General features: G+C 58.0%; 23 protein-coding genes. 14 read left to right on the top strand and 9 right to left on the bottom strand.

Annotation, left to right across the window (positions count from 1 at the left end):
- Positions 1-4: 4 nt before the first annotated feature.
- From JJO78_RS19605 to JJO78_RS19590, 4 genes are all read right to left on the bottom strand, one after another.
- Entirely contained in the window at positions 5-1615 is a 1611-nt protein-coding gene (locus JJO78_RS19605; protein WP_075194981.1) for a dihydrolipoyllysine-residue acetyltransferase, read from the bottom strand.
- A 26-nt stretch (positions 1616-1641) separates the two neighbouring features.
- Positions 1642-2619: an alpha-ketoacid dehydrogenase subunit beta gene (locus tag JJO78_RS19600; protein WP_036202919.1), complete on the bottom strand. Its 978-nt coding sequence runs from the start codon at positions 2617-2619 to the stop codon at positions 1642-1644.
- Between the two features lies 1 nt (position 2620).
- On the bottom strand, positions 2621-3805 hold the full coding sequence (locus JJO78_RS19595) for a thiamine pyrophosphate-dependent dehydrogenase E1 component subunit alpha (RefSeq protein WP_036202922.1): 1185 nt from the start codon (positions 3803-3805) through the stop codon (positions 2621-2623).
- 172 nt (positions 3806-3977) lie between these two features.
- Positions 3978-4520, bottom strand: coding sequence for a YaeQ family protein (locus tag JJO78_RS19590; protein ID WP_075194982.1), 543 nt, complete (start codon positions 4518-4520; stop codon positions 3978-3980).
- A 75-nt stretch (positions 4521-4595) separates the two neighbouring features.
- Here JJO78_RS19590 and JJO78_RS19585 point away from each other — a divergent pair, with 75 nt between their 5' ends.
- The 12 genes from JJO78_RS19585 to JJO78_RS19530 all read left to right on the top strand — a co-directional run bounded on the left by JJO78_RS19585 (position 4596) and on the right by JJO78_RS19530 (position 16006).
- Positions 4596-4961 (top strand): CidA/LrgA family protein, encoded by a 366-nt coding sequence (locus JJO78_RS19585; RefSeq protein WP_075194983.1) that lies wholly within the window; start codon positions 4596-4598, stop codon positions 4959-4961.
- Positions 4954-5679 (top strand): LrgB family protein, encoded by a 726-nt coding sequence (locus tag JJO78_RS19580; protein WP_075194984.1) that lies wholly within the window; start codon positions 4954-4956, stop codon positions 5677-5679. The genes JJO78_RS19585 and JJO78_RS19580 overlap by 8 nt, the downstream gene beginning before the upstream one ends.
- A 154-nt stretch (positions 5680-5833) precedes the next feature.
- Complete coding sequence (locus JJO78_RS19575) at positions 5834-7396, top strand: ABC transporter substrate-binding protein (RefSeq protein ID WP_075194985.1); 1563 nt, start codon at positions 5834-5836, stop codon at positions 7394-7396.
- A 75-nt stretch (positions 7397-7471) separates the two neighbouring features.
- Positions 7472-8521: an ABC transporter permease gene (locus JJO78_RS19570; RefSeq protein WP_075194986.1), complete on the top strand. Its 1050-nt coding sequence runs from the start codon at positions 7472-7474 to the stop codon at positions 8519-8521.
- Complete coding sequence (locus JJO78_RS19565; RefSeq protein WP_036202948.1) at positions 8518-9450, top strand: ABC transporter permease; 933 nt, start codon at positions 8518-8520, stop codon at positions 9448-9450. The genes JJO78_RS19570 and JJO78_RS19565 overlap by 4 nt, the downstream gene beginning before the upstream one ends.
- A gap of 4 nt (positions 9451-9454) precedes the next feature.
- Complete coding sequence (locus tag JJO78_RS19560; protein WP_075194987.1) at positions 9455-10453, top strand: ABC transporter ATP-binding protein; 999 nt, start codon at positions 9455-9457, stop codon at positions 10451-10453.
- On the top strand, positions 10450-11469 hold the full coding sequence (locus tag JJO78_RS19555) for an ABC transporter ATP-binding protein (RefSeq protein WP_075194988.1): 1020 nt from the start codon (positions 10450-10452) through the stop codon (positions 11467-11469). The genes JJO78_RS19560 and JJO78_RS19555 overlap by 4 nt, the downstream gene beginning before the upstream one ends.
- A 57-nt stretch (positions 11470-11526) precedes the next feature.
- Positions 11527-12441, top strand: a complete 915-nt coding sequence (locus JJO78_RS19550; protein WP_075194989.1) for a LysR family transcriptional regulator — start codon at positions 11527-11529, stop codon at positions 12439-12441.
- Positions 12434-13726 (top strand): Xaa-Pro dipeptidase, encoded by a 1293-nt coding sequence (gene pepQ, locus JJO78_RS19545; protein WP_075194990.1) that lies wholly within the window; start codon positions 12434-12436, stop codon positions 13724-13726. The genes JJO78_RS19550 and pepQ overlap by 8 nt, the downstream gene beginning before the upstream one ends.
- A gap of 96 nt (positions 13727-13822) precedes the next feature.
- Positions 13823-14029 carry a bacterioferritin-associated ferredoxin gene (locus JJO78_RS19540; RefSeq protein WP_007153573.1) on the top strand — a complete coding sequence of 69 codons (207 nt, stop codon included), beginning with the start codon at positions 13823-13825 and terminating at the stop codon, positions 14027-14029.
- Between the two features lie 129 nt (positions 14030-14158).
- Positions 14159-14635, top strand: coding sequence for a bacterioferritin (gene bfr, locus JJO78_RS19535; protein WP_007153572.1), 477 nt, complete (start codon positions 14159-14161; stop codon positions 14633-14635).
- A 12-nt stretch (positions 14636-14647) separates the two neighbouring features.
- Positions 14648-16006, top strand: coding sequence for a phosphomannomutase (locus JJO78_RS19530; RefSeq protein WP_075194991.1), 1359 nt, complete (start codon positions 14648-14650; stop codon positions 16004-16006).
- 152 nt (positions 16007-16158) lie between these two features.
- On the opposite strand, the gene JJO78_RS19525 is transcribed toward JJO78_RS19530, so the two are convergent.
- Together JJO78_RS19525 and JJO78_RS19520 are read right to left on the bottom strand one after the other, a co-directional pair.
- Positions 16159-17328, bottom strand: a complete 1170-nt coding sequence (locus JJO78_RS19525) for a phospholipase A (RefSeq protein WP_036202968.1) — start codon at positions 17326-17328, stop codon at positions 16159-16161.
- A gap of 10 nt (positions 17329-17338) precedes the next feature.
- Positions 17339-17671, bottom strand: a complete 333-nt coding sequence (locus JJO78_RS19520; RefSeq protein WP_036202970.1) for a hypothetical protein — start codon at positions 17669-17671, stop codon at positions 17339-17341.
- 195 nt (positions 17672-17866) lie between these two features.
- Between JJO78_RS19520 and JJO78_RS19515 the strand changes: the two genes are divergently transcribed.
- Entirely contained in the window at positions 17867-18280 is a 414-nt protein-coding gene (locus JJO78_RS19515) for a c-type cytochrome (protein ID WP_036205573.1), read from the top strand.
- A gap of 81 nt (positions 18281-18361) precedes the next feature.
- Here the strand turns inward: JJO78_RS19515 and JJO78_RS19510 are convergent, their stop codons facing one another.
- The 3 genes from JJO78_RS19510 to rep all read right to left on the bottom strand — a co-directional run bounded on the left by JJO78_RS19510 (position 18362) and on the right by rep (position 23298).
- A complete protein-coding gene (locus tag JJO78_RS19510) occupies positions 18362-18892 on the bottom strand; it encodes a hypothetical protein (protein WP_036202972.1) in 531 nt (176 codons plus the stop codon).
- A gap of 17 nt (positions 18893-18909) precedes the next feature.
- Complete coding sequence (locus JJO78_RS19505) at positions 18910-21174, bottom strand: galactose oxidase-like domain-containing protein (protein ID WP_075194992.1); 2265 nt, start codon at positions 21172-21174, stop codon at positions 18910-18912.
- Between the two features lie 105 nt (positions 21175-21279).
- Complete coding sequence (gene rep, locus JJO78_RS19500) at positions 21280-23298, bottom strand: DNA helicase Rep (RefSeq protein WP_075194993.1); 2019 nt, start codon at positions 23296-23298, stop codon at positions 21280-21282.
- Positions 23299-23441: 143 nt separating this feature from the next.
- On the opposite strand from rep, the gene JJO78_RS19495 reads away from it, so the two are divergent.
- Complete coding sequence (locus JJO78_RS19495; RefSeq protein ID WP_075194994.1) at positions 23442-25178, top strand: EAL domain-containing response regulator; 1737 nt, start codon at positions 23442-23444, stop codon at positions 25176-25178.
- Positions 25179-25199 lie beyond the last annotated feature (21 nt).

Here is a 25199-nt window from a genome sequence, read left to right as displayed (position 1 = left end):
TCCGTCAGCCTAGATGCAGCAGCATCGACTGCGGCGATTCCAGGTAGCCTTTCCAGCGATTGCAGAAGCGTGCAATGGTGCCGCCATCGATGATGCGATGGTCGCCTGCCCAGCTCACGGTCATGATGGCCCGCTCGACCACCTGGCCATTGCTGTCAAAGCGCGGCAGTTTCTGGGTACGGCCAAGGGCCACAATCGCCACTTCCGGTGGGTTGATGATCGGGGCGGCGTAGGTGCCACCCAAAGCGCCAATATTGGAAATGGTGATGGTGCCACCCTTGAGATCCTCCTGGCTGACACGGCCCGAGCGGGCAGCCTCGGTCAGGCGAGCTACCTCGTCGGCAATGCCCAGCAGAGTCAGGTCTTCCACACCCTTGATGTTGGGAACCATCAGCCCGGCTTTGCCGTCCACGGCCATGCCGATATTGCACTGCGGCTGGTAGTGGATCTCGGTGACGTCGTCGTTGAGGCGGCTGTTGAGTACCGGGTATTCCTGCACAGCCAGGGCCATGGCCTTCATGAAGAAGGGCATCAGAGTCAGCCTTGATCCGCTGGCTTCGGCTTCTGGTTTCAGCTGTTCCCGTAGTTTGAGCAGGTCGGTGACATCGATGTCCTCACTGTAGATGAAGTGGGGAATGGTGGTCGCCGAGGTAACCATGCTGCGGGCCATGGCGGCTTTCATGCCGCGGATGGGCTCAACGCGCACTTCCTGTTCCCGGGATGGCCGGCGGCGCTCACCGCCTGAGCTTGCCGGTTGCGATTCGCCGGAGCTGTCCTGTGCCGGTGAGGTTGTGGCGGGTTTGTCGAGATGAGCCAGTACATCGGCCTTCAGTACCCGGCCATCCTTGCCGGAACCTGTGATGTCCGCCAGGTCCAGGTCGTGTTCGCGAACAATGCGGCGTACAGCCGGGCTGGCCGGCGTCCGCGGTTGGTTGCGGGATACGACGGGTTGCGCGGTGGTTGGCGTTGGTTTCGATTCTGCGTCCGGGGCTGCGTGTGACGTTTTCTGGGCCTGAGCCGGCTCGTCACGCTCACGGGGAACGAACTCAAACAGCGGTGAATGCACCCGCGCCATTTCCTGCTGCTTATGGTAAAGCTTCGTGACACGGCCGGCCTTGGGGGCGGTGATCTCGACCATGGCCTTGTCGGTCATGACGTCCACCACCGGCTGGTCTTCTTCGATCTCGTCGCCCTCGGCCACGCGCCATTCCACCACTTCGCATTCGACGATGCCTTCGCCGATGTCGGGAAGGATGAAGTCCTCCGTCGGGTCGTCGCCATCGGCTTCGCCGGAGCTGGCTTGTGCCTGGGTTGCCGGTGTTTCACTGGCCGTTTTCGGGGCTTTGGGCTCAGGCGTTGAATCATCCTGGCTGTCGCCACCTTCCTCCACCAGTTCGAACAGCGGAGCGTGCACTTTCGCGATGTCCCCTTCCTTGTGATAGAGGCGCGTCACCTTGCCTTTATAGGGCGCCGGGATCTCCACCAGCGCCTTGTCGGTCATGACTTCGGCCACCGGCTGGTCTTCTTCGATGATGTCGCCTTCGCTGACCAGCCACTTGACCAGTTCGCACTCCACGATACCTTCGCCGATATCGGGCAGTATAAAATCACTCATGATTGCTCTCCTGTCCTGATATCAACCTAGAAATCCACGCTCGACCTGATGGCCTCGTAGACCTTCAGGTGATTGGGCAGGTGCTCTTTTTCCAGCACCAGTGGGAAGGGGGTGTCCATCCCGGTCACGCGAGCGATCGGGGATTCCAGGTACAGGAAGCAGCGCTCCTGTATGGTCGCCGCGATTTCACCGGCAAAACCACCGGTCAGTGGCGCTTCGTGGGTGACCACCAGGCGCCCGGTCTTGAGTACCGACTTGGCCACGGTTTCCACATCCCAGGGCAGGATGGTTCTCAGATCGATGACTTCACAGGAAATGCCTTCTTTCTCCGCCCGTTCGACGGCGTGCTCAATCACTTCCATCTGCGCACCCCAGCCCAATACGGTGATATCGGTGCCTTCCTTGATCACTTCGGCTTCGCCCAGCGGTAGCCGGTAGTCTTCGTCGGGCACTTCCCCGACGGAGGCGCGATAGAGACGCTTGGGTTCAAAGAACAGGGTTGGGTTGGGGTCGTGGATGGCGCCCAGTAGCAGACCTTTGGCCTGATGCGGGTTGCGGGGCACCACGATTTTCAGGCCCGGTGTGTGGGCAAAGTAGGCTTCCGGCGACTGTGAGTGGTAAAGCCCGCCGGCGATGCCGCCGCCGTAGGGCGCACGAATCGTTAGCCCGCCCACGTCGAACAGACTGCCCGAGCGATAACGGAACTTGGCCGACTCGTTCACGATCTGGTCGAAGGCCGGGAAAATGTAATCGGCAAACTGAATCTCGGCCACGGGCACGGAACCCTGTGCGGCCAGGCCGTTGGCAAAACCGACGATACCCTGCTCGACCAGCGGCGTATTGAAACAGCGGTCCTTGCCGTATTTCTGTTGCAGGTTGCTGGTGGCGCGGAATACACCACCGAAAATGCCCACGTCTTCACCGAAACACAGCACCCGCTCGTTGGCGGCCATGGCAGTGTCGAGGGCGTTGTTGATGGCCTGGAGCATATTCATCTGGGTCATCTCACGCACCTCCCTTTGCTTGTTCTGCGGTTTTCGGATATTCGTCCGGATGCCGGCGGATGTGCGCCTTGAGTTTGTCGAATTGCTCGGCCAGCCCCGGCGGTACCTCGTCGTAGACGTCGCTCACCAGGGTGTCGAGCGCGGGTGGCGGCCGCTTCTGTGCCCGTTTCATGGTTTCGAGCACTTCCCGGCGCATGTTTTCCTGCAGCTGTTTCTCATCGTCCTCACTCCACCACTTCTTGCGTTCGAGCCAGAGACGCATGCGCAGGATAGGGTCTTTCTCGCGCCATACCGCTTCCTCGTCCTTGCTGCGATAGCCGGAGGGGTCGTCCGAGGATGAGTGTGCCGCCAGGCGGTAGGTCATGGTTTCAATTAGCACCGGCCGGTTGTGCTCCACCGCCAGCTTGCGGGCTTCCTTGGTGGCCTCATGCACGGCGAGGATGTCGTTGCCGTCAACACGGATCACGTCCATCTTATAGCCGTAGGCCCTGGGTGCCACGCCGTCAGCGGCGAACTGCTCGGCGGCGGGGGTGGAAATGGCGTAGCCGTTGTTCCGGCACAGGAAAATAACCGGAACGCGGTGGACGGCGGCCATGTTCAGGGCAGCGTGGAAGTCTCCTTCCGAAGCGGCGCCTTCGCCAAAGTAGGTGATGGTGCAGTGGCCTTCGCCCGCCAGTTTCTGACCGTAGGCGTAGCCCGTGGCCTGAGGGATTTGCGTGGCCAGTGGCGAGGAAATGGTCATGTAGTTCAGCTTGCGGGAACCGTAATGAACTGGCATCTGGCGACCTTTGCCATAGTCCAGTTCGTTGCCGAACAGCTGGTTCATGAACTCATCAATAGAAAAACCGCGATAGGTCAGAGAGCCCTGTTCACGGTACTGAGCCATGATCATGTCGGCGTCATCCAGTGCGGCGGTACTGCCAATAACCGCGGCTTCCTCGCCGGTGCACTGCATGTAAAAGCTCAGGCGCCCCTGCCGTTGGGCCGCGAGCATGCGTTCGTCGAGAATCCGGGTGGTGACCATCGCCCGGTAGATGCGCAGGGCTTTGTCTTTGTCGAGCTCAGGAGCCTTGGCGCCTTTGTAGAGCGAGCCGTCCTGCTTGAGTAACTTGAAGGTGGGAATTCGGAACTCCGCACCGTCGGTAAAAACCGGGTTATAAACAACTTTGGATTTTGTTGTTGTCATAATCCTCTTCCTGGGGTAGTGGCCTGAGGAACAAAACACCCCTTGTGAGGGTGTCGATGCTTGCTTTGAGTATAGCCAAACTGACGGAACCTGGTGCGGCCCGGGTCAATATCGGCTAAAGTTTACCTTAACGTAAACTGGATCGTTCTGGTAGACCCCGGCGGGGGATTTTTTACTCAGGGTAGAGCGGCAGGGGTGTCACACTGACGAGCGAGTCGTCATTGCCAATATTGACGGTGCCGTCCTGGACGGTGCATTGCAGGTTCATGCCGCGCTCAGCCAGGGCAGCCAGAGACTCGGTGTCGTCTGTCGGCAGGTCGACGATGGTGAGGTTGTCGAAGCGAGTCAGTTTGCCCTGGTGTTTCTCCCACCACAGTGGCACGGCGCGGCCACCGTAGGTGTACAGGATAACCTGATCCGCCCGGTTGCAGGCCTTGCGCAGACGGCTCTCGTCGGGCAGGCCGAGTTCGATCCACAGTTCGATCTCGTCGCTCAGGCTTTTTTGCCACAGATCCGGCTCGTCGTCCGTGCTGATCCCTTTGGTGAATTCCAGGCTCTCGCTGGCGTTCAGTATGAAAGCCAGCAGGCGTATCATCATGCGCTCGTCGGTCTCTGACGGGTGGCGGGCGATGGTGAGGTGGTGGTCACCGTAATAGTGCCGGTCCATATCCGCGATGTTCAGTGTTGCTTTAAAGATGGTTGCCTTGAGCGCCATGGGGTATCCGAACTGGTGTCAAACTTTGGGTATGGGCTAGTGTAGAGCAATTCGTTACTTGATGAGCATGACAATATGTCGATGTTGCGGGGTTTCCTGACTCTGGTTTTATGTTTCATGCTTGGCGAAGCCTTGCGACTGGTTTTCCTGATTCCGGTCAGCGGCGGTGTGCTGGGCATGATTCTGATGACAATCACGCTGATGCTTAAGGGCAGTGTCAGTGATGACCTGGCCACGGCGAGCCAGGGACTGATTTCGGTGCTGGTGCTGCTGATCATGCCGGGCGTGGTGGGTGTGTTCTTCTCTGCTGATCAGTTCAGCGGCCAGTGGCTGGCGGTGGCGGGGGCGCTCTTGGTGGGCACCTTTTTGAGTGTGCTGACCACGCTGCTGCTGATGGCGTCTCTGGTCAAGGCAGGGCAGCGGAGAGCGTCGGATGACTGATCTCCTGGAGCGTTTTCTCGCACTTCCCAATACCCTGTCTGCGAGCCCGATACTGGCGATTGGGTTAACCCTGGGCGCGTTCTTCGCGGGCAACTGGCTTTTCAGGAGGATGGGGCGACCGCTTTGGTTGCCACCGGTGGTGCTTTCGGCCTTCCTGTTGTCGGCCACCATCGCGCTACTGTCACTGGATTACACCCGTTATCAGCAGGGAGCCCAGTGGCTGATGCTGTTGCTCGGGCCAGCCACCGTCGCGCTCGGTATACCGTTGTACCAGCAGATGCACCACGTGCGGGCGTTGTGGTGTCCGATTCTGTGCACCCTGCCAATAGCGGCCACCCTGGCGGCCGTATATGCGGTCGTGATCGCCTGGGCTCTCGGGGCGACACCTCTGGTGCTGGCGTCCCTGGCGCCGAAGTCGGTGACCGCGCCCATTGCCATTGGTATTACCGAACAACTGGGCGGTTCGGTGCCGCTGATGATGGGCGGGCTTCTGGTGACCGGTGTTGTCGCAACGCTCTTTGTCGACCTGCTTTCCAGGGCGCTGTCGATCACCGACGACCGCATTCTGGGTTTTGTGCTCGGGCTGAACGGCCATGCGGTGGGAACGGCGCGAGCGTTCGAGATCAGTCGCACAGCCGGTGCCTTTGCCTCCCTGGGAATGGGGCTTACAGGGGTGTTCACCGCACTGATTCTGCCGCTGGCGTTTCGCCTTTGGTAAGCGCCCCAAACAGGGTCATTCACTTCACGAATAACGCCAAGTCGCAATTTCGATTGCTGTTCGGGTTTTCCACGACTAGTTTTTAGCGCAGACATCTGGCGTGAAGTTGCGCCGATGTGCCGCAAAAATTCTTAAAACAGCGACGGAAAACGCGATGAAAACACTACTGACTGCTTTTGTTGGTTCCATGGCCCTGGCAACAGCCCCGATGGCGATGTCTGCCGAGGCGAACAAGGAACTGAAAATGGCGTACGACGCCGACCCTGTAAGCCTGGACATTCACGAACAGCTCTCCGGCGGCATGTTGCAGTTAAGCCACATGACCTTTGATCCCCTGATCCGCTGGACCAAGGATCTCGGCTTCGAGCCGCGTCTGGCGAAAAGCTGGGAGCGTATTGACGAGAACACCATGCGCTTCGAGTTGCGTGAAGGTGTGAATTTTCATTCTGGCAACGAGCTGACCGCCAAAGACGTCAAGTTCACCTTTAATCGCCTGAAGCAGAGCCAGGACTACAAAGCCATCTTCAAACCGTTCAGCGAACTCAAGGTGATTGATGACTACACCTTTGAGCTGGTGACCAACGAGCCATACCCGCTGCTGCTGAACACCGCGACTTACATCTTCCCGCTGGACAGCGAGTTTTACACCGGTAAGACCGAAAGCGGGAAAGACAAGAGCGCCATCACCAAGCACGGCAATTCTTTTGCTTCCGAGAACCTGTCCGGCACAGGCCCTTATGTCATTACCGGTCGTCAGCAGGGCGTGCGTGTCGAGTTTGAGCGCTTCGACGATTACTGGGACACCGAGTCACCGGGTAACGTCGGCAAGATCGTGCTGACTCCGATCAAGGAAAACAACACCCGTGTCTCCGCGCTGCTGTCTGGCGGTGTGGATTTCATTGCACCGGTGCCGCCGACCGATCTGGAGCGTATTCGCCGTGACAAGAACGCCGATCTGGTGACTATGAGCGGTACCCGCATCATCCTGTTCCACATGAACCAGGACCGGGTTGAAGCGTTCAAGAACCCGAAAGTGCGCGAGGCCATTGCCTATGCCATCAACCAGGAAGGCATTGCCGCCAAGATCATGAAGGGCTTCGCTACCCCGGCCGCTCAGATGTCGCCGGAAGGTTACCAGGGCCACAACGAATCCCTGGCAACGCGGTTTGATGTCGAAAAAGCCCAGCAGTTGATGAAAGAAGCCGGTTATGAAGACGGTTTCACCATCTCCATGATGGCGCCCAATAACCGTTACGTGAATGACGACAAGATCGCCCAGGCGGTTGCCGCCATGCTGGCGCGTATCAACATCAAGGTGGATCTGAAAACGCTGCCGAAAGCCCAATACTGGCCGGAGTATGACGCCCGCGCCGCCGACATGATGATGATCGGCTGGCACGCAGACACCGAGGACTCCGCCAACTTCTACGAGTTCCTGACCTTCTGCCCGGATGCGGACAGCGGTTCGGGCCAGTACAACGCCGGTAACTACTGCAACCCGGAGATTGACGAACTGGTCAACAAGGCCAACGTCGAGACGGACCTGGACAAGCGCACCGCCATGCTGAAAGAGGTGGAGCAGCGCCTGTATGACGACGCAGCGTTCGTTCCCCTGCACTGGCAGGACCTGGCCTGGGCCAGCAAGAAGAACGTGAAGATCGAACCGATCCTCAACGTGATGAACTTCCCGTACCTGGGCGACCTGGTCGTGGAGTAACAGCCTTTATGGGCGGGCCGGCTTCGGATCAGCCTGGAGCCGGCCTTTTGTTTGCAGCTTGACCCGGAATTTTTCATGTTAGCGTTTTTGGTTCAGCGAATTTCCCAGGCCGTACTGGTCATGTTCGTGATCAGTGTGATTGCTTTCGCCATTCAGGATGGCCTGGGCGACCCGCTTCAACAGATGGTGGGCATGTCCGTCTCGCAGGATGAGCGGGAAGCGATCCGTGAGGAAATGGGACTGAATGACCCATTGGTTGTGCAATACGTCCGGTTTGCCGGTAACGCCCTGCAGGGTGACCTGGGTATTTCCTATTTTTACGGAAAGCCCACCATGGACGTAATCCTCGAGCACCTGCCGGCCACCCTCGAGCTGGTGATCGGCGCCAGCCTGATTATTATTGTGTTCTCGGTGCCCATCGGGGTGTTCGCCGCGATTCGCCCTCAGGCATGGCTGTCCAAATTCTTCATGGGGGTCAGTACCGTCGGGATTTCCATTCCGGTGTTCCTGACCGCCATCGTACTGATTCAGATTTTCTCGATCGGTATCACCGTCGACTGGTTCCCGCAGGATGCTGGCTGGGGGCAGTGGCTGAACGCCGCACTATCCACTGAAGGCGGATTGCCGTCCTACGGTCGGGGTGATGACCTGACGCCGTTATTCGGCACCTGGGAATCCGGCTTTTTCTCCCAGGGCGGCCTCCTGCACCTGATTCTGCCGTCGGTATCGCTGGCGTCCATCATGCTGCCGCTGTTCATCCGCCTGATCCGTGCGGAAATGATGGAAGTGCTGCAGAGCGACTACATCCGGTACGCCCGCGCCAAGGGCCTGAGCTCTTCCCGGGTCTATTTCCTGCACGCGCTCAAGAACACCATGCTGCCGGTGATTACCGTGGGCGGTGTGCAGATCGGCATCATGGTGGCCTACACCATTCTTACGGAAACCGTGTTCCAGTGGCCCGGTGTCGGGCTGATGTTCCTGGAGGCCATCACCCGCAGCGATATTCCCCTGATCGTGGCGTACCTGATGGTGGTAGGCCTGATATTCGTGATTACCAATACCGTGGTGGATCTGATCTACGGTCTGGTGAATCCCACCGTAAAACTGACAGGTAAGAAAGCATGACGACGGCGACTCTTTCACGCTGGGATCGCTTTCGCGAGTCCTTCCTCTGGTACAGCTTCAAGCGCGACAAGGTGGCGATTGCCAGCTTTATCGTGCTGTTGTCCATGGTGCTGGCGGCCGTCTTTGCGCCTTTGCTGGCGCCGGCCGACCCCTACGACCTGGCCCAGATCAACATCATGAACTCCGAGCTGCCACCGGTCGGCCTGGATGGCTCCGATCCGGCCTTCCCGCTGGGCACCGACGCCCAGGGCAGGGATTTGCTCTCCACCATTCTGTATGGCACCCGGGTGTCGTTGTTGATCGGGTTTGGCGCGGTTGTCCTGCAAGCGGCGCTGGGCATCCTGTTCGGCCTGCTGGCGGGCTATCTGGGCGGTCGGGTCGACTCCATCCTGATGCGGATTGCCGATGTGCAGCTGTCGTTCTCTACTCTGATGGTCGCGATCATTGTGGGTGCCGTGTTCAAGGCCAGCTTTGGCAATCTGATGTTCGGCGAAGTCGCTATCTACATGCTGATCTTCATCATTGGTGTGGCAGAGTGGCCTCAGATTGCCCGTACAGTGAGGGCCTCGGTATTGGCGGAGAAGAAAAAGGAATACGTGGATGCGGCCAAGGTGATGGGGTTTCGCACCCGCCGGATCATGTTCCGCCACATCCTGCCCAATACCCTGTCACCGATTTTCGTCATTGCCACGGTACAGATCGCCAACGCGATCATTTCCGAGGCGGCGTTGTCGTTCCTGGGCCTGGGCATGCCGGAAACACAGCCGTCGCTGGGCTCGCTGATCAAATCCGGTTTTGACTACATCCAGAGTGGTTCCTGGTGGATCACCCTGATCCCCGGTCTGGTGCTGGTGGTACTCGTATTGGTCATCAACCTGCTGGGTGACTGGTTGCGGGATGTCATGAACCCACGGCTGTACAAGGGGTAACGCCATGCCATTGCTGGAAGTAAAAGATCTTGAGGCCCGCTTCGCTGTCCGTGGCGGGGACCTTACCGCTCTGCGTGGCATCAGTTTCAGTCTCGACAAGGGCGAGCGCCTGGGGCTGGTGGGGGAATCTGGCGCGGGTAAATCCGTAGCGGCTTTCTCCATTCTCAACCTGATCGCCCGGCCCGGTTACATTGCCGCTGGCGAGATCCTGTTCGAGGGTAAGGACCTGGCAGCCATGAGCGAGCGGGAACTGCGCAAGATTCGCGGCAACCGCATCGCCATGATTTTCCAGGACCCGATGATGACCCTGAACCCGGTGCTGACCATTGGCACCCAGATGGTGGAAGCGCTCAAGGCGCATCGCCGGATCAGCACCAGGGCGGCCCGGGATATCGCCCTGAACAAGCTGCGGAAGGTACAGATTCCGTCGCCGGACAAGCGCCTGGATCAATACCCCCATGAACTGTCTGGCGGCATGCGCCAACGCGTTATCATCGCCATCGCATTGCTGCTGGACCCGGAGATCATCATCGCGGATGAGCCGACGACGGCCCTGGATGTGACGATTCAGGCTGAGATCATGGCGTTGCTGTTGGAGCTGTGCGAGCAGGACAACGTGGCGCTGATGCTGATCACTCACGATCTCGGTGTGGTGTCTCAGGTCACCCAGCGCATGCTGGTGATGTATTCCGGCCGAATCATTGAGCAAGGGCCCACCCGCGAAATCATCAATGATGCCCAGCATCCCTATACCCAGGGGCTGATCAACGCGCTGCCCCAGATGGGTGAGCCCGGCGAGCGGCTGTTCCAGATTCCGGGTTCCATGCCGTCCCTGAAGAATGTGCCCACAGGCTGCCCCTTCCACCCACGCTGTTCCTTCGCCACTGATCAGTGCAAGCGTCGGATGCCGGAGTATGTTCGGTCGGGTAATGTGGATGTGGCCTGTTACGAAGTCAGCAACCTTATTGAGCAGGAGAAACGCATGCAGGAGGTGGAATCGTGACCTCCCCGTCATCCACGCTGGTCGATATACGCGGCCTGGAGAAGAAGTTTGATCTTTCCGGTGGCCTGCTGGAGCAGATCTCATTCAAAGGCGGTCGTTTCCACCGCAAACAGGAAGCCGTGCACGCGATCAATGGCGTTGATCTGCAGGTCCAGAAAGGCGAAGCGCTGTGTGTTGTGGGCGAGTCCGGCTGTGGTAAATCGACCGTGGCCCGTACCGTCATGGGGTTGTTGTCTCCCAGCGCTGGTGAGATCCACTACGACGGCCAGCGTATCGACAATCTTGACGGTAAAGAGGTGCTGCCGTACCGCCGCAAGATGCAGATGATATTCCAGAACCCCTACGCCTCGCTGAACCCGAGGATGACCATCCAGCAAACCCTGGAAGAGCCAATTCGCTTTCATCAGCCGGATGCCTCGGAGTCCCAGATCCGTGACAAGGTGCAGGATGTTATGGAGTCGGTGGGGATCGACCCGGACTGGGGTAGCCGTTTTGGTCATGAATTTTCCGGCGGTCAGCGCCAGCGCATTGCCATTGCCCGGGCGCTGGCGGTGGACCCCGAGTTCATCGTTGCGGACGAACCGATTTCGGCGCTGGACGTCTCCATTCAGGCGCAGGTGCTCAACCTGCTGATGGAAGCTCAGGAAAGCCGCAACCTGACCTATCTTTTTATTACTCATGATCTGGCCGTGGTCGAGCATTTTGGTACCCGGGTTGCGGTCATGTACCTTGGCCGGGTGTGCGAGCTGGCAGATACCAGAACGCTGTTCAGTATGCCGAGGCATCCATATACCCAGGCGTTGCTGTCGGCCATTCCAAAGCTGGAGGACGACCGGCCCAACCATATCCGGTTACAGGGCGAGGTTCCGACACCAGTGCAGTTGCCGTCAGGTTGCGTCTTCCATGGTCGCTGCCCGTATGCCGACGACCGATGCCGGCAGGAAATACCTCAGTTGATAGCGACGGATGGCGGCGCCCAGGTTGCGTGTCACGCGGTGGAGGAAGGGCGGTTATAGCCGGTTCTCCACGATGGGCTATGATGCCTGACAACCATTCCCGACGCTGGTAACACCATGGAAATACGCTGGCTTGAAGACTTCATGGCGCTGGCCCGAACGCGTCATTTCTCACGTGCCGCTGAACTGCAGCATGTGAGCCAGCCGACGTTCAGTCGCCGCATCAAGCTTCTCGAGGAAGCCATGGGGGCAACACTGATCAACCGCCAGACCCTGCCATTGTCGCTGACACCGGCGGGGGAGGTTTTCGTTGAGCTGTGCGAGCGCGTAACGCGGGACGTTCGTGAAACCAAAGACCGGATCAGCGACATGGAGTCCGAGGCGTCTGCCCGGATCAGTGTGGGATCAACCCAGGGGCTGTTTTCCCACTTTTATCAGGGGTGGGCCCGGCAGGAGGGCTTGGCCGAGCGGCTACAACTGAACCTGAAAGCCACCAACTGGGTGGGGGAGCAATTTCTGGATGCGCTGGATAGCGGCGAATGTGACCTGGTGCTGTGCTACTGGCATGAGGATCTGCCCTGGAAAGATCATCTGAGCGAGGACCGCTACGAATGGGTGACGCTGGCGAGGGAATTTCTGGTGCCTGTAAGTGTGGCCGATGAAAACGGGCAACCACGATTTGCGCTGCCGGGCACGCCGGAGCAGCCCGTCCCGCTGATTGCCTATCACTCCCGGGGGTTCCTGCAGTCTGCCATTGAGGGGCACCTGAACAGGTGCAAGCTGCCAGCCAACCTGTTGCCACTGAATGAAAATACCCAATCGGCCGGTATCAAGGCGCTGGTAAAACAGGGCTTCGGCATGGGGTGGCTGCCACAACGAATGACGGAAAAGAGCGAGCGTTTTGGCAGCCTCACCCGGGCCGGGGACAAGCGTTGCGACGTGCCATTGGAGATCCGCTTGATTCGCCTGCGTGAGCCCCGTTCCGACGATCTGCTAACCCTCTGGAAAACACTGGAAAACAAGCATGTCTGACACCGAGTTACTGTCACTGCAGACGGACCATATTCGCACGCTTCAGCAGCGTTACGAGCACGCCATCGCCGAGCAGGGTTATGACGGTCTGCTGATCAGTTCCGGCGCCGCACCCGTGCGTTATGGTGACGACCAGGCATGGCATTTTCAGGGCTATGGCCCCTTCCTGCACTGGACCGGGCTGACCGGGCAGGAACACAGCTGGTTACTTATCCGGCCCGGGCATAAACCGCTGCTCAGTCTTTATCACCCCGTGGACTTCTGGCATGCCACTCCGGAATTGCCGGACGAGCCCTGGCTGCAGTCGATGGAGGTGCGTTCCAGTGATCGTCGGGAAGCGCCGGTAATGAACGTCAATGGCAGGCTTGCCGTTGTGGGCGACCCGTCCCAGTTGTCCGGGGTTGATGGGGAACATAATCCGGAGGGCCTGTTGTCTGCTCTGGACGAAACCCGGGTGCATAAGACCCCGTATGAAATAGCCTGCCTGGCTCGTGCCAACCACGTTGCCATGCAGGGCCACCAGGCGGCCCGAAAGACGTTTCTGGACGGAGGCAGTGAGTTTGAAATAAACCTGGCCTACCAGCAGGCGACCGGGCAGCGTGAAGCCCAAGCGCCGTACCACAGTATTATCGGCGTGAATGAACACGCCGGCACCCTGCATTACCAATACTATGATACCGAAGCCCCTGCGCCTCCCCGCAGCCTTCTGATCGACGCCGGTGTCCGTTTTCGCGGTTACTGTTCCGACATTACCCGCACCACGCCCGGGGCAGGGGAAAGACGTTTTTCCGCGTTGATTCAGGGGCTGGAACAATTGCAGCAACGGCTGTGCGGGATGGTTGCACCCGGCGTGGAGTATGTGGCGATCCATCGCAAGACCCACCAAGGCATTGCGGCACTGTTGAATGCCGCCGGAGTGGTTCAGGGGGTGGATGACGAAACCCTGGTGGAGCAGGGCGTTACCAGGGCGTTCTTTCCGCACGGTATTGGTCATTTCCTGGGAGTTCAGGTGCATGACGTCTCTGGCAAGAAAGAACCGCCGCCGTCAGACGCCCCATTCCTACGCCTGACCCGGACCCTGGAGGCAGGCATGGTCGTCACCATAGAGCCGGGGCTTTATATCATTCCTTCATTGCTGGACCCGGTATTGGATGGGCCACTGGGGAAGAACTTTAACCGTTCAGTGATCGATGAATTACGAGGGTGCGGCGGTATTCGCATTGAGGATAATGTGGTCGTTACACACGATGGCGCCAGAAACCTGACCCGTGAGGCGGGCGGTTAAAAAGAATTTGCACAAAAATCGCTCTTTGGGCTTGCAAAGCTGCATGCAAATGACAATAATTATCACTAGCTTTGTTATCGTTAGTGAGATGCTCCTATGTATGTATGCCTCTGCCATGGTGTAACAGACCGAGAAATCCGTGAAGCCGCCGACAATGGCGTCAGTTCCATGCGCCAGCTTGGCAAGGAGCTCGGTGTTGGCACGCAATGCGGTCGTTGTGCCTGTACAGCACGGGAGATTCTCCGCGAAAGCCGCACCCCCGATTACCTGGCCATGGCTGACATGCTAGCCCAGCCCGCCTGACGGATAGGGTAGTGATAGGGAGAGTGCGGAATCCGTTCTTGCCTGCACCTGATTCCTAAATGTGATTTTTTCTCCCCGCGTGAAAGACTATCCTTGTAAGGATCGCACACTCACGAAAGGAGATCCGTCATGAAAGGCGACAAGAAAGTCATCCAGTTCCTGAATAAAGTACTCGCCAACGAGCTGACCGCCATCAACCAGTACTTCCTCCATTCCCGCATGTACAAGGATTGGGGTATCACCAAACTGGCGGACAAGGAATACGAAGAGTCCATCGACGAAATGAAGCATGCGGATCTGCTGATCGAACGCATCCTGTTTCTGGAAGGGCTACCTAACCTCCAGGACCTAAACAAGCTGCTGATCGGTGAAAACGTCGAGGAAATGCTGTCCTGTGACCTCAAACTGGAAATGATCGCCCATCAGGACCTGAAAGATGCGGTTGTTCATTGTGAGCAGGTGAAGGACTACACCAGTCGTGAACTGTTCCGTGGCATCCTCGACAGCGAAGAAGAGCACATTGATTGGCTCGAAACCCAGCTCGACATGATCGGCAAGATGGGTATCCAGAACTACATCCAGCTTCAGTCGTCCGCCGCGGAGTAAACATCAGTGACAATGGATCTGTCCTGTTTTAAAGCCTATGACCTTCGTGGCCGAGTGCCGGACCAGCTTAACCCAGAGCTGGCCGAACGCATCGGTCGCGCCTATGTGGAAGTGACGGGGGCGAAAAGAGTCATCGTCGGCTACGACATCCGGCTGTCCAGCCGTGAAATCGCCGATGCCCTCTGCTCCGGCCTTATGGCCGCCGGTGCCGACGTTTTCGACATCGGCCTGTGTGGTACCGAGCTGGTCTACTTCGCCACCAGCCATTACAAAATGGACGGCGGCATCATGGTCACCGCCAGCCACAACCCGCGTGATCACAATGGCATGAAGATGGTGGGGCCGGACTCGCGCCCTATCAGTTCCGACAACGGCCTGAATGACATCCGTGACCGGGTGCCTGAGCCCTTCGGTGATGCGCCGGAACAGGGACGATATGAGCCGCTGGAAGTGGTTACCGCCTATATCGATCACCTGTTGGGTTATATAGCGGCAGGATCGCTCAAGCCCAAAACCATCGTGGTCAATGCTGGTAACGGCGGGGCGGGGTTGATTGTCGACGAGCTGGAACAACACCTGCCGTTCGATTTCGTCAAAGTGCACCACCAGGCCGATGGTCATTTCCCGAACGGTGTTCCCAACCCCATTCTGGAAGAAAACCGCGCCGCCACCGCGGATGCGGTTGTGGAGTATGGCGCTGCCATGGGCATTGCCTGGGACGGCGACTACGATCGCTGCTTCTTCTTCGACGAAAACGGCCGCTTCATCGAGGGCTATTACATTGTCGGCCTGCTGGCAGACCAGTTCCTCCGCAAAACCGGCGGCGGTAAAGTCATCCACGACCCAAGACTGACCTGGAACACCATCGACCTCGTCAACGCCGTTGGCGGCGAAGCCATCGAAAGCAAAACCGGCCACGCCTTCATCAAACAACGCATGCGCGACGAAGATGCAGTCTACGGCGGCGAAATGAGCGCCCACCACTACTTCCGCGACTTCGCCTACTGCGACAGCGGCATGATCCCCTGGTTGCTCGTCGCCGAACGCCTGTGCCAGTCCGGCCAGACGCTGTCCTCCCTGATAGACGCCAGAATCGAGGCCTATCCGGCCAGCGGCGAAATCAACCGCACGATCGATGATCCCCCCAAGGTCATTGCCGCCATCGAGGCCAAGTACAGCCCGGGCGCCAAAAGTGTCAGCCACGTCGACGGTGCCAGCATCGAATTCGACGACTGGCGGTTCAACCTGCGAATGTCCAACACCGAACCGGTGGTTCGCCTGAACGTGGAATCCCGTGGTGATATTGCCTTGATGAAGGAAAAAACGGCAGAGCTGCTGGCGGAAATGCAAAGGCTCAACGAGGAAGGTTAACTCACTGTTCTGGGGCCGGTCGGGGCGATACCGATGTCAGAAACTGTGCGGAGCCATGGATGGCGGAGCTCAAGCGCCACATGGATGTGCTTGAGCGTGTTTCTGACATCGGTATCGCCCCGAGCGGTCTTGCACCAAAAGCCAGAAATAACTCAAAGCCAGTCGTTCAACATAATCCCGATGCCAATCCGCTGAATCCGCTCATTGTAGTCAATCAGGCTCTCACCATAGCCATTGTAATAATGGACATACCCCTTGATCGTATCCCCCATCGGAAAGCTATAACCCAACTCAATCGACGTCTTGTTGTCTGACCGCAAGTTGTTCATCAGCTTCATCGACAGCGTCCGATCCTCACTCCACTTGTAGATCGCCATGTAGTTCGCATAGCCCAGATAGCGCTCAATATCCTCATTGTCGTCCTCGCTGTCATCCTCCGGCAGTCGATACCAGGGCTGAAGGATGAACAGCCAGCGATCATAGCTGTAGGCTGCCGACCCCACGATCCGGTTCCAACTGCGGGAACGGGGTTCCGACTGGCCATTGGACTCATGATTAAAGCCCAGCGTGACACCATTCAGTCTGCCAGGGCCCAGGTCATAATTCGTCTCATAGCGTACAAAGACTTCCGGCTCATAATTGGTTTCCCGGAATGGCGCTGAATCATCCGTGTTATACACCTGCCAAAACGATTTCTGGGTGTAGCCGAACCAGAGCGTCGTGCGGTCATCCAGCCAGCCAGTCAACAAGGGTACCTTGAAACTGATCTGGTACTTGGCTTCCTGGTTGTCGATGCCATAGTCGTAATCGGTTGCGCCCAGTCTCGGATTTGTGGGTTCACGATTGGCATTCTTCATATAGCTGAACGGCAGGATATACATCGGCCGATGGCCAACAAAACTGCCGGAAAACGAGAAAATAGCCTTCTCTGCGGCGACATAACGGTTCAGGATCGCCGACATCACACCGGTATCTTCTCCGTCCTCTCCTGTCGTGCTTTCTTCCGCGGGCCCCAGTGTTGCATCGCCGTTTTCCGCATTCGCTGCCTCTTCGTACTGCAGCGCCTCCGTCGACTTGTCGATGGCGTCCAGGCTCTCATCAGAGGCACCATTGCGAGCGCTGGCCGGGTCATTGATGGCGTCGTAACATGCGAGACGCTGAACGCCATCCTTGATCAGGGCACAGTCTTCCGGCTTCACTCCCTCAAAATTCCGGTTCCCGGGGGGCTCGTCCTGCGCGGTGGCCGTTCCGGGAAGGAACAGGTTCAGAGACAATAGCAAGCCAGTAAACCTCAAAAGTTCAGGGCGGCGAACGATGGGCATGGTCCAGTCCTTATGCGTTTGAAACACTGATCCAGGTGTTGGCGACGCCGTAAGCCCATACTCCGAGCAGCGTCATCACCAGCAGGGAAAATACGATTTTATGCCGGGGTTTGCGTTCAGCAGCTGCTGCAACCACCCAGCGCAGGTACATCAGCCCGATAAAACTGATGAATACCGCAAGACTTGCGGCGGCGGGAATCAATAACCACACAGGGCTCAGTGCGGCACCCTCTGCCGCGCGGCTGGAAAACCAGCCCATGGACGCCAGCAGTATGGCTACCGCGGTAAACTCGGTGATCAGTAATGGCTTTCGCCAGGGGTGTGGCTGGTTGGTATCAGGCATACATTCGAACCTTCGGTATCTGTTTGGTGCATGGTACCCGGAAAGTGCTTCCGGAGCGCTCTGACTTACGAAATGGCAACGAAAATTGATTGAAATCGGGGGTTCATTTTGCAGTTTGGTTTTTTTGGCCTGCCGCAGTCGCTATAATGCGTGCACTAACGATTATAACGCCCAATTGTGAGGTGCATTGTGATGATGAAGAGAGTCCTGGCTGCCGTATTGCTTGGTTTCGGCCTGACCGCAGGTGCCGTAATGGCCAATGTTGAAGATGAAATTCGTGCTCGCATTGCCCCGGTTGGCGAAGTGTGCGTCCAGGGTGAAGACTGTGGGCAGGCAGCTGCTCCATCTGCAAGCGCAAGCTCGGGCCCTCGTTCTGGAAGTGACGTTTACGATGCAGCCTGTACCGCTTGCCACAGCACTGGCGCGGCAGGCGCTCCCAAGAAGGGCGACACAGCCGCATGGTCACCCCGTATTGAAAAAGGACTGGACACACTGGTCAATCACGCAATCAACGGCTTCAATGCCATGCCGGCCAAGGGCGGTTGTTCCGGGTGCTCTGATGAGGAAATCGAGAGCGCCGTCGAGCACATGGTTGAGGCCAGCCAGTAGCAACTGTATTCCGGCCCACGGTAGATCAAAAAGCCCCCGATATTACGGGGGCTTTTTATTGGTTAGCGGAATGGTCGCCCGTTAGTGAATGGGCATATAGGTCAGTTGCCCTTCGATTCGCTCAGTGCCGTTTTTGGGCGTTGTCACTGCAATTGACCAGGTTTTGGGTCCATCTGCGCTGTTGCTGTCATGCAGAACATTGAGCCGGGAGTCCAGCCAGCCAAAAGCGCCGGATTGAGACATTGTCACCCAGGACGTCTGGCTCGTTTCCGCCGACTGGTTTGGTAGCGCTTTCCAGCTGGGGCTCTCCGTATTAACGGTGACTTCGGTTCGGGTAAATCGTATAAACGCCTCCCCGTCCGTGCCCAATACGGTCAGAGGTTCTTCACCTTGATATCGAAGCAATATGCCCGGGCGCGGTGCATCCAGAATGATTGCACTGAGTCCGGGAATGTCGGGTTGATGGGCTATTCGAGCCTTTACGATGCCGTCCGGAACGTCCTCTGTCTCCAGTGCACCGTGGGCCCCTGCCAGCCCGGAGGCTGACAGGGACACCAGGCCGAACAACACCGGGGCCGCCAGGCGAGCTCCGATCTGTTCGATGTGTTTCATAACAATCCTCCTGACGGTCACAGCAGCTCGAGGGTTGACTCAATGATGCCACCGCTGGTGGTGGTATCGCTGGCCACCTGCGTGGGCGCCATGCAGGCGAGATTCTCATTCACCACAGTGATCGGCGCGGACACCGAGGGTACGCGGCCATCTGGGGTGTCCTTGCTGACGAACAGCATGTATTCGCCGGCGGGCACCACGTTGTGGTTGTCGGGCATGGTCAGAGTCAGCTTGTTGCCAGGGCCCCGCTCCATGACCAGTTCAATGGCACGCTGGTCACCGTCAATGACGTGGGTCATGACTGTACGGCGAATCAGCAGGGCCTTGTCGATCTGATCCACCTGGTCGACCTTGATGTTGAATCGGTCGCCAATGGTCAGATTGCTGGGTGCACTTCTGATTTTGGGGCGGTCGTCCCGCATGGCGTAGGGCGGAGTGTAGATTTCGAAACTCGGATCGCGGCCGTCATAGGGTGCGAGTCCGAAATCCTGAAGATCCACGAACGTCAGGTAAGCGGTGTTGATTGGTGAGTGGCCGGCAACCATAACGCGGCCGTCCTCCATCAGTACCGCAGTGTTGTGATAAGTGCGGGCGCGGTGGCCGGTAGCCATTTCCGTCCATTCTCCGGTTTCCGGGTTGAACTGCTCGGCGGTGCGGATCGGGCCTTCCAGGCCGGGCGCTACCACACCGTCGCGATTGCCGCCACTGAACACCATCACGGTGCCGTCGGGCATCACAACGTTTGTGCCGTACCAGCGAGGCTGATTCAGTGGGCCGGCCAAACGCGACTCGTAGCCGATTTCGTCGCCGTTGGTGGTGACAGTATCGATGCGGGTCTGGTCGGTGGGCAGGTAGCCGCCGGGGTTCGTCAGTACTGCATAACTGGGTACGCCGCCCGCGGTCAGCAGTTCCACTTCATTGTAGTTACCGCTGGCGTCTGGTTTCAGCGGCAACATGGTGGACGACGTGGAGCCCCGCATACCACCGGCGATCGCCATGCGCAGATCTTCTTCAGATACCCCAAGATCGGCTGCGCTGGTCAGCAAATCCGTGGGCGAGTCGAGAACATCGCCAAGCAGTGAGCCGACCTGATCAAGCGACAGGTTGGTGATGTTCAGGGTGCTGCTCAACTGACCCAGCCCGGCTTCATCCAGCCTTAGTGGGAGGCCGGCATAGCCAATGTCGTTCCAGCGCTGGGTATCCGGGTTGAAACTGGCGACAATGTTCCACAATGCCTGGTCGTAACCCTGGCCGAATGGGTTGAAGGCCTGGCCACCAGCGTTGTAGAAGATGTGTCCATTCGGCAGCAGATGCATGCGTGGATAGAGCGGTAAGGAGCGATCAGCGGTGGACGGATTCTGCGTCCAGGCGCCGGCGCAGGGGTCGTAGGTCTCCGTTTGCACCACGTTGCGTCCGCTGTTCAGTGGCTCATCCGGGTACACTGGCTTTAGCAGCTTGGTGACACCACTGGCGACGAAGACGTTGCCGTTGCCCATGGTTACGAGTGATGGATACCAGCGCCCGTAGGTCATATCGCCACTTTGGCGCCAGGTGTTGGTCTCCTCGTCGAATATTCTCGAATTCTTGATACCTTCCAGTTCCGCCACCCCAAGAGGCAGGCCATCAATGCCTGGCTCGGAATAGTAGTCGGTGCCGCCAACGGCCATCACATCACCGTTGGCCAGGCCGATGACGTCGGAGCAGAACAGGGCGCCGTCGTTGGCGCTGGTGTTGTCGGCGGTATCGAGCAGGCCATCCAGCTCGGTGCCATTCAGCAGTGTTTCACTGTCGTTGCCATCCGGGTTGGCGCCGGCGTCCAGGGGAGAGGGTTTGATCCAGGATGGATTGTCGTTTTCATCCAGCGACAGAACGCGGGTCTGATCGTTGACGGACACTTCGCCAAATTCCGCAACAATGGATAACTCAACGTTCTCAGTGCCTTCCAGGGCGTTCAGGTAAAGCAGGCGACCGTCTTTGAGAAGTGCCATGGTGCCGGCCGCGGGTTTGCACTCATCCATGCCGTCAGCGCGGGTAATGCATTTTTCGTCCGTTTCGACAGCTTCACCATCCACAATAATGGTGGGTTCCGCAAAGGGCTCACTGAACGTGCCCTTGCTGTTGTAACTGTCAGGAGCTGCCGGTTCCTCAGTCTGGGTCGTTGAGTCCTCGGATGAGCCGCCCAGCAGGCTGCCGAGAAGGCCCGCGTTGGCGGTGCCTGATCCTGCGATGAGCAGAATCAGCGAACCGGTGACGCTTGATAATCGATTGAATCGACGGGACATGGTGTTCTCCTGATCTTGTTTTTGTGTTTGCCGGAAGCAAAGCTCCCTAGGCTGTTACGGATCAGGAGGTCATAAGGTTGCAGAGATTGTGAAAAAACGTGAAATTCAGCTTCCGAGGTCGCCGAGTAATGCACTGAGGGTGGCCTTACCTTTTTGCTGGTTGGCTTCCACGTCCAGGTCGCCGGTGCCTTCCCATCTCAGGTCGTCCTCGGGCAGCTCATCAAGAAACCGGCTTGGAATAGTTTCCAGCTTTTCGCCGTACTGTTTTCGCTGGGCGGCAAACGTAAGGGTCAGGGTTTCCCGGGCTCGGGTGATACCCACGTACATCAGTCGCCGTTCTTCCTCGACATTGCCTTCCTCAATGCTGGAGCGGTGGGGCAGTATTTCCTCTTCCAGACCCATGATGAACACGTGGGGGAATTCCAGGCCTTTTGAGGCGTGGAGGGTCAGTAGCTGGACCTTGTCGCTGTCGTCCTCTTCTTCGCGCTGCTCCATCATGTCGCGCAGGATTAGCCGGCTGATGGCGTCTTCAATGCCCATTTCGTCGGCCGTACCCTTGCCGTCGTCCAGCATGCGCTGGATGGATTCCACCAGATACCAGATGTTCTCCATTCGCCGTTCCGCCTGTTTTGGCGAGCCGGAATGCAGGTGCAGCCATTCCTCGTATTCGATATCGGTGAACAACTGCTTGATCACCGGAATCGGATCTTCGCTGTGCAGGCGCTCGCAGGTGTTGTCCACCCAGTGAGCGAAGCGCCGCAGACGGTCCAGCCCCTTCTCGGTAACGTGGGTTTCGGCACCCATATCGCCCAGGGCACGAAACAGGCTGACGTTGCGGGAGCGGGCGTAATGGCTGAGCTGTTCCAGCGTGCGGGGGCCGATCTCCCGGCGGGGCACGTTCACGACGCGCAGGAATGCCGCGTCGTCATCCGGGTTCACCAACAGACGCAGATAGGACATGGCGTCCTTGATCTCGTTCTTGGAGAAAAACGACTGGCCACCGGAGATGTGATAGGGGATCTGGTAAGCCTGCAGTTTCATTTCCAGCAGCCGTGCCTGGTGGTTGCCCCGATAGAGAACGGCGAAGTCCCGGAAAGCCAGGCCTTTCTTGAGTTTCTGGTCGAGAATTTCCGTGGCCACCCGTTCGGCTTCCGCGTCTTCGCTGCGGCAGCGGACGATTCTTAGCTCGTCCCCGACCGTATGATCACTCCACAGGGCTTTCTCGAACACGTGGGGATTATTGGCAATGACCGTGTTGGCGCAACGAAGGATGCGAACCGTGGAACGGTAGTTCTGCTCCAGTTTGACGATTTTGAGGCTAGGGAAGTCTTCCTTGAGCTGAGCAAGGTTTTCAGGCCGGGCGCCGCGCCAGGCGTAGATCGACTGGTCGTCATCACCAACGACGGTAAAGGCGGCCCGTTCTGCCACCAGCAGTTTGACCAGCTCATACTGGCACAGGTTGGTGTCCTGATACTCATCCACCAGCATGTAGCGGATCTTTCGACGCCATTTCTGCAACACCTCGGGGTTGTCGCGGAACAGCTGTACCGGCAGCAGGATCAGATCATCGAAATCCACCGCGTTATAGGCCTTCAGGTATTCGTTGTAGTGGCGGTAAATGATGGCAATACGCTGCTCCCGCTCATCAGCGGCCCGGCTCCAGGCGTCCTGGGGGCTGCGCATGGCATTCTTCCAGGACGAGATGGTCATCTGCACGTCAGACAGTTCATCGCCGGCATCCGCGCTGGCCTCGCGCATCATCAGGTCCTGCAGCAGGGCCTTGGCATCTTCCGCATCGAAGATCGAAAAACCGGGGTGATAGCCCAGGTGCTCGTGCTCCTCGCGGATCATGTTCAGCCCGAGGTTATGGAAGGTGGAAACAATCAATCCCCGGGTCAGTTTGCGATCCACCAGGCGTCCGACACGTTCTTTCATTTCGCGCGCGGCCTTGTTGGTGAAGGTCACGGCGGCGATATGACGCCCTGGAATGCCAAGGTGTTCGATCAGATAAGCCACTTTGCGGGTGATCACGCTGGTCTTACCACTGCCGGCACCAGCCAGTACCAGCATAGGACCCTCCGCATAGCGGACGGCTTCACTCTGTCGGGGGTTGAGCTTGTTCACAATAATTGCGCCAATCCGGGAAATTCCGAGATAACCTGGGAAGCAAACATTCTACACTAGGCAGACATGCTGTACCTTGACGATCTATCAGCTATTCTTGAGGGAACGGAGATGTTTGATCACGAGGAACGGGACGCTTCTTAATGACCCTGGCAGTAAAACAACCCAATCCCAGCCATGTACGGCTGCTGGTGCTGACGCCGGAGTATGCGGATTTTCTCTGGCTGGGTGCGCTCCTGTCACGTGATTGTGAAATGGAACCGGACCTGACCTGGTGCCCGGATCTTATCGACTGCGATGATCTGATTCGCAATACCCATTTTGACGTTATCCTCTGGGACTGTGTGTTTCATGGTGGTTCCGAAGACGCTTTCCTGCAGTACCTGTCCGTGTCCAGCAACGAAAAACCGGTGTTGGCACTGAGTGCCGAGCCAGCCTCCGAGCGTGCTGTTGACCTGCTTGCCAATGGCGCCTCGGACTACCTGAGTCGCCAGTCATTGGAAGAGTGGGGGCTGCGCCGCGCGGTACGCTGTCTTTGGTATCGGCAGCAGCTTTCGGAGTCCGCTCACGGCCAGTTGGGCCGGGAAGTGGCCAGTGGTTTTATCAACCGTGACCTGTTCTTCGATCGCCTGCAACAGGCATTGCTGAGGGCCGAGCGTGCCAGCCAGCGGCTGGCGTTGTTGCACATCAACCTGGATGATTTCCGCAGCTTCAATGAATCCTTCGGTTACCAGAAGAGTGACCAGATCATGCTGAAGCTGGCGGAACGGCTGCGACAGAATTTGCGGCGAGTGGATTCGCTGATGCGCATTGGCGGCGACGAGTTTGCGATCATTGTCGAGAAAGTGGAAGACTCCCTGGATATTACCCAGATCATCCGCAAGCTCGTGACTGCGATGGGTGAACCATTCAGCCTTGACGGCCAGAATGTCGTCGTCAGCGCCAGCCTCGGCGTGGCCACCTACCCGGAAGCGGGTGACAGCCCGGAAAACCTTCTGCGACGTGCCAACCGAGCCATGTTTGAAGCCAAGCGCGACCCAGGTACCAGTTACCGGTTTTACGATCGTCAGTTGCACATAACGGCCGGATACCAACTGCGCCTGGAGGCGGATCTCCGTAACGCTCTGCGGGGCAATGAGCTGGAAGTGTATTATCAGCCGCGCATCGACCTCGCGTCGGAAGAAGTTCGGGGGGTGGAGTGCCTGCTCCGGTGGAATCATCCGGAAAGGGGGTTGGTGGGGCCGGACGAATTCATTCCAGTGGCAGAGCGCAGCGGGTTGATCGTTCCTATCGGCTACTGGGTGATCGAACAGGCCTGCAAGCGTCTGCAGGAGTGTTCAGATCTCGGGCACCCGGGGCTGGTGTTTGCCGTGAACCTTTCGTTCCGTCAGTTCCATGATCGCAAGATGACCGAAACCATTTTCCGCATTATCTTCAATGCCAATATCGACACCAGTCTGTTGGAGTTGGAGCTTACAGAAAGCGCCATGATGCATGACCCGGAATATGCCCAGCGATGTCTGCGGGAGCTCAATCAACTGGGTATCAGTTTTGCCCTGGATGACTTCGGAACCGGGTTCTCCTCACTCAGCAATCTTCAGCACCTGCCTATATCCCTCGTAAAGATCGACAAGTCTTTCGTTCAGGAGTTGGGGCAGTCTGCCGACGCCGAACATATCATCCGTGCCATTATCAGCCTGGCTCACAGCCTGCAAATCAGCGTGGTGGCGGAAGGGGTGGAGACGGAAGGACAACTGGAATTCCTGCGCCAGCAACACTGTGATGAAATTCAGGGTTACTACTACGCGCGCCCCATGCCATGGGCAGATCTTGTGCAATTCCTGGACAACCGTAGCCGCGCTGCTTGCCTGCAGCAATAAGCCGCTGTACCTTTGCGCTTT

This window comes from Marinobacter sp. DS40M6 (assembly GCF_028581595.1).
Taxonomy (GTDB): Bacteria; Pseudomonadota; Gammaproteobacteria; order Pseudomonadales; family Oleiphilaceae; genus Marinobacter; species Marinobacter salarius.
Note: the sequence above shows the minus strand (reverse complement) of the source record. Positions and strands in the feature narration are given on the sequence as shown.

Coding starts and splice junctions, on each gene's coding strand:
- JJO78_RS19605 (WP_075194981.1), bottom strand. CDS start 1,615: ATGAGTGATTTTATACTGCCCGATATCGGCGAAGGTATCGTGGAGTGC.
- JJO78_RS19600 (WP_036202919.1), bottom strand. CDS start 2,619: ATGACCCAGATGAATATGCTCCAGGCCATCAACAACGCCCTCGACACT.
- JJO78_RS19595 (WP_036202922.1), bottom strand. CDS start 3,805: ATGACAACAACAAAATCCAAAGTTGTTTATAACCCGGTTTTTACCGAC.
- JJO78_RS19590 (WP_075194982.1), bottom strand. CDS start 4,520: ATGGCGCTCAAGGCAACCATCTTTAAAGCAACACTGAACATCGCGGAT.
- JJO78_RS19585 (WP_075194983.1), top strand. CDS start 4,596: ATGTCGATGTTGCGGGGTTTCCTGACTCTGGTTTTATGTTTCATGCTT.
- JJO78_RS19580 (WP_075194984.1), top strand. CDS start 4,954: ATGACTGATCTCCTGGAGCGTTTTCTCGCACTTCCCAATACCCTGTCT.
- JJO78_RS19575 (WP_075194985.1), top strand. CDS start 5,834: ATGAAAACACTACTGACTGCTTTTGTTGGTTCCATGGCCCTGGCAACA.
- JJO78_RS19570 (WP_075194986.1), top strand. CDS start 7,472: ATGTTAGCGTTTTTGGTTCAGCGAATTTCCCAGGCCGTACTGGTCATG.
- JJO78_RS19565 (WP_036202948.1), top strand. CDS start 8,518: ATGACGACGGCGACTCTTTCACGCTGGGATCGCTTTCGCGAGTCCTTC.
- JJO78_RS19560 (WP_075194987.1), top strand. CDS start 9,455: ATGCCATTGCTGGAAGTAAAAGATCTTGAGGCCCGCTTCGCTGTCCGT.
- JJO78_RS19550 (WP_075194989.1), top strand. CDS start 11,527: ATGGAAATACGCTGGCTTGAAGACTTCATGGCGCTGGCCCGAACGCGT.
- pepQ (WP_075194990.1), top strand. CDS start 12,434: ATGTCTGACACCGAGTTACTGTCACTGCAGACGGACCATATTCGCACG.
- JJO78_RS19540 (WP_007153573.1), top strand. CDS start 13,823: ATGTATGTATGCCTCTGCCATGGTGTAACAGACCGAGAAATCCGTGAA.
- bfr (WP_007153572.1), top strand. CDS start 14,159: ATGAAAGGCGACAAGAAAGTCATCCAGTTCCTGAATAAAGTACTCGCC.
- JJO78_RS19530 (WP_075194991.1), top strand. CDS start 14,648: ATGGATCTGTCCTGTTTTAAAGCCTATGACCTTCGTGGCCGAGTGCCG.
- JJO78_RS19525 (WP_036202968.1), bottom strand. CDS start 17,328: ATGCCCATCGTTCGCCGCCCTGAACTTTTGAGGTTTACTGGCTTGCTA.
- JJO78_RS19520 (WP_036202970.1), bottom strand. CDS start 17,671: ATGCCTGATACCAACCAGCCACACCCCTGGCGAAAGCCATTACTGATC.
- JJO78_RS19515 (WP_036205573.1), top strand. CDS start 17,867: ATGAAGAGAGTCCTGGCTGCCGTATTGCTTGGTTTCGGCCTGACCGCA.
- JJO78_RS19510 (WP_036202972.1), bottom strand. CDS start 18,892: ATGAAACACATCGAACAGATCGGAGCTCGCCTGGCGGCCCCGGTGTTG.
- JJO78_RS19505 (WP_075194992.1), bottom strand. CDS start 21,174: ATGTCCCGTCGATTCAATCGATTATCAAGCGTCACCGGTTCGCTGATT.
- JJO78_RS19495 (WP_075194994.1), top strand. CDS start 23,442: ATGACCCTGGCAGTAAAACAACCCAATCCCAGCCATGTACGGCTGCTG.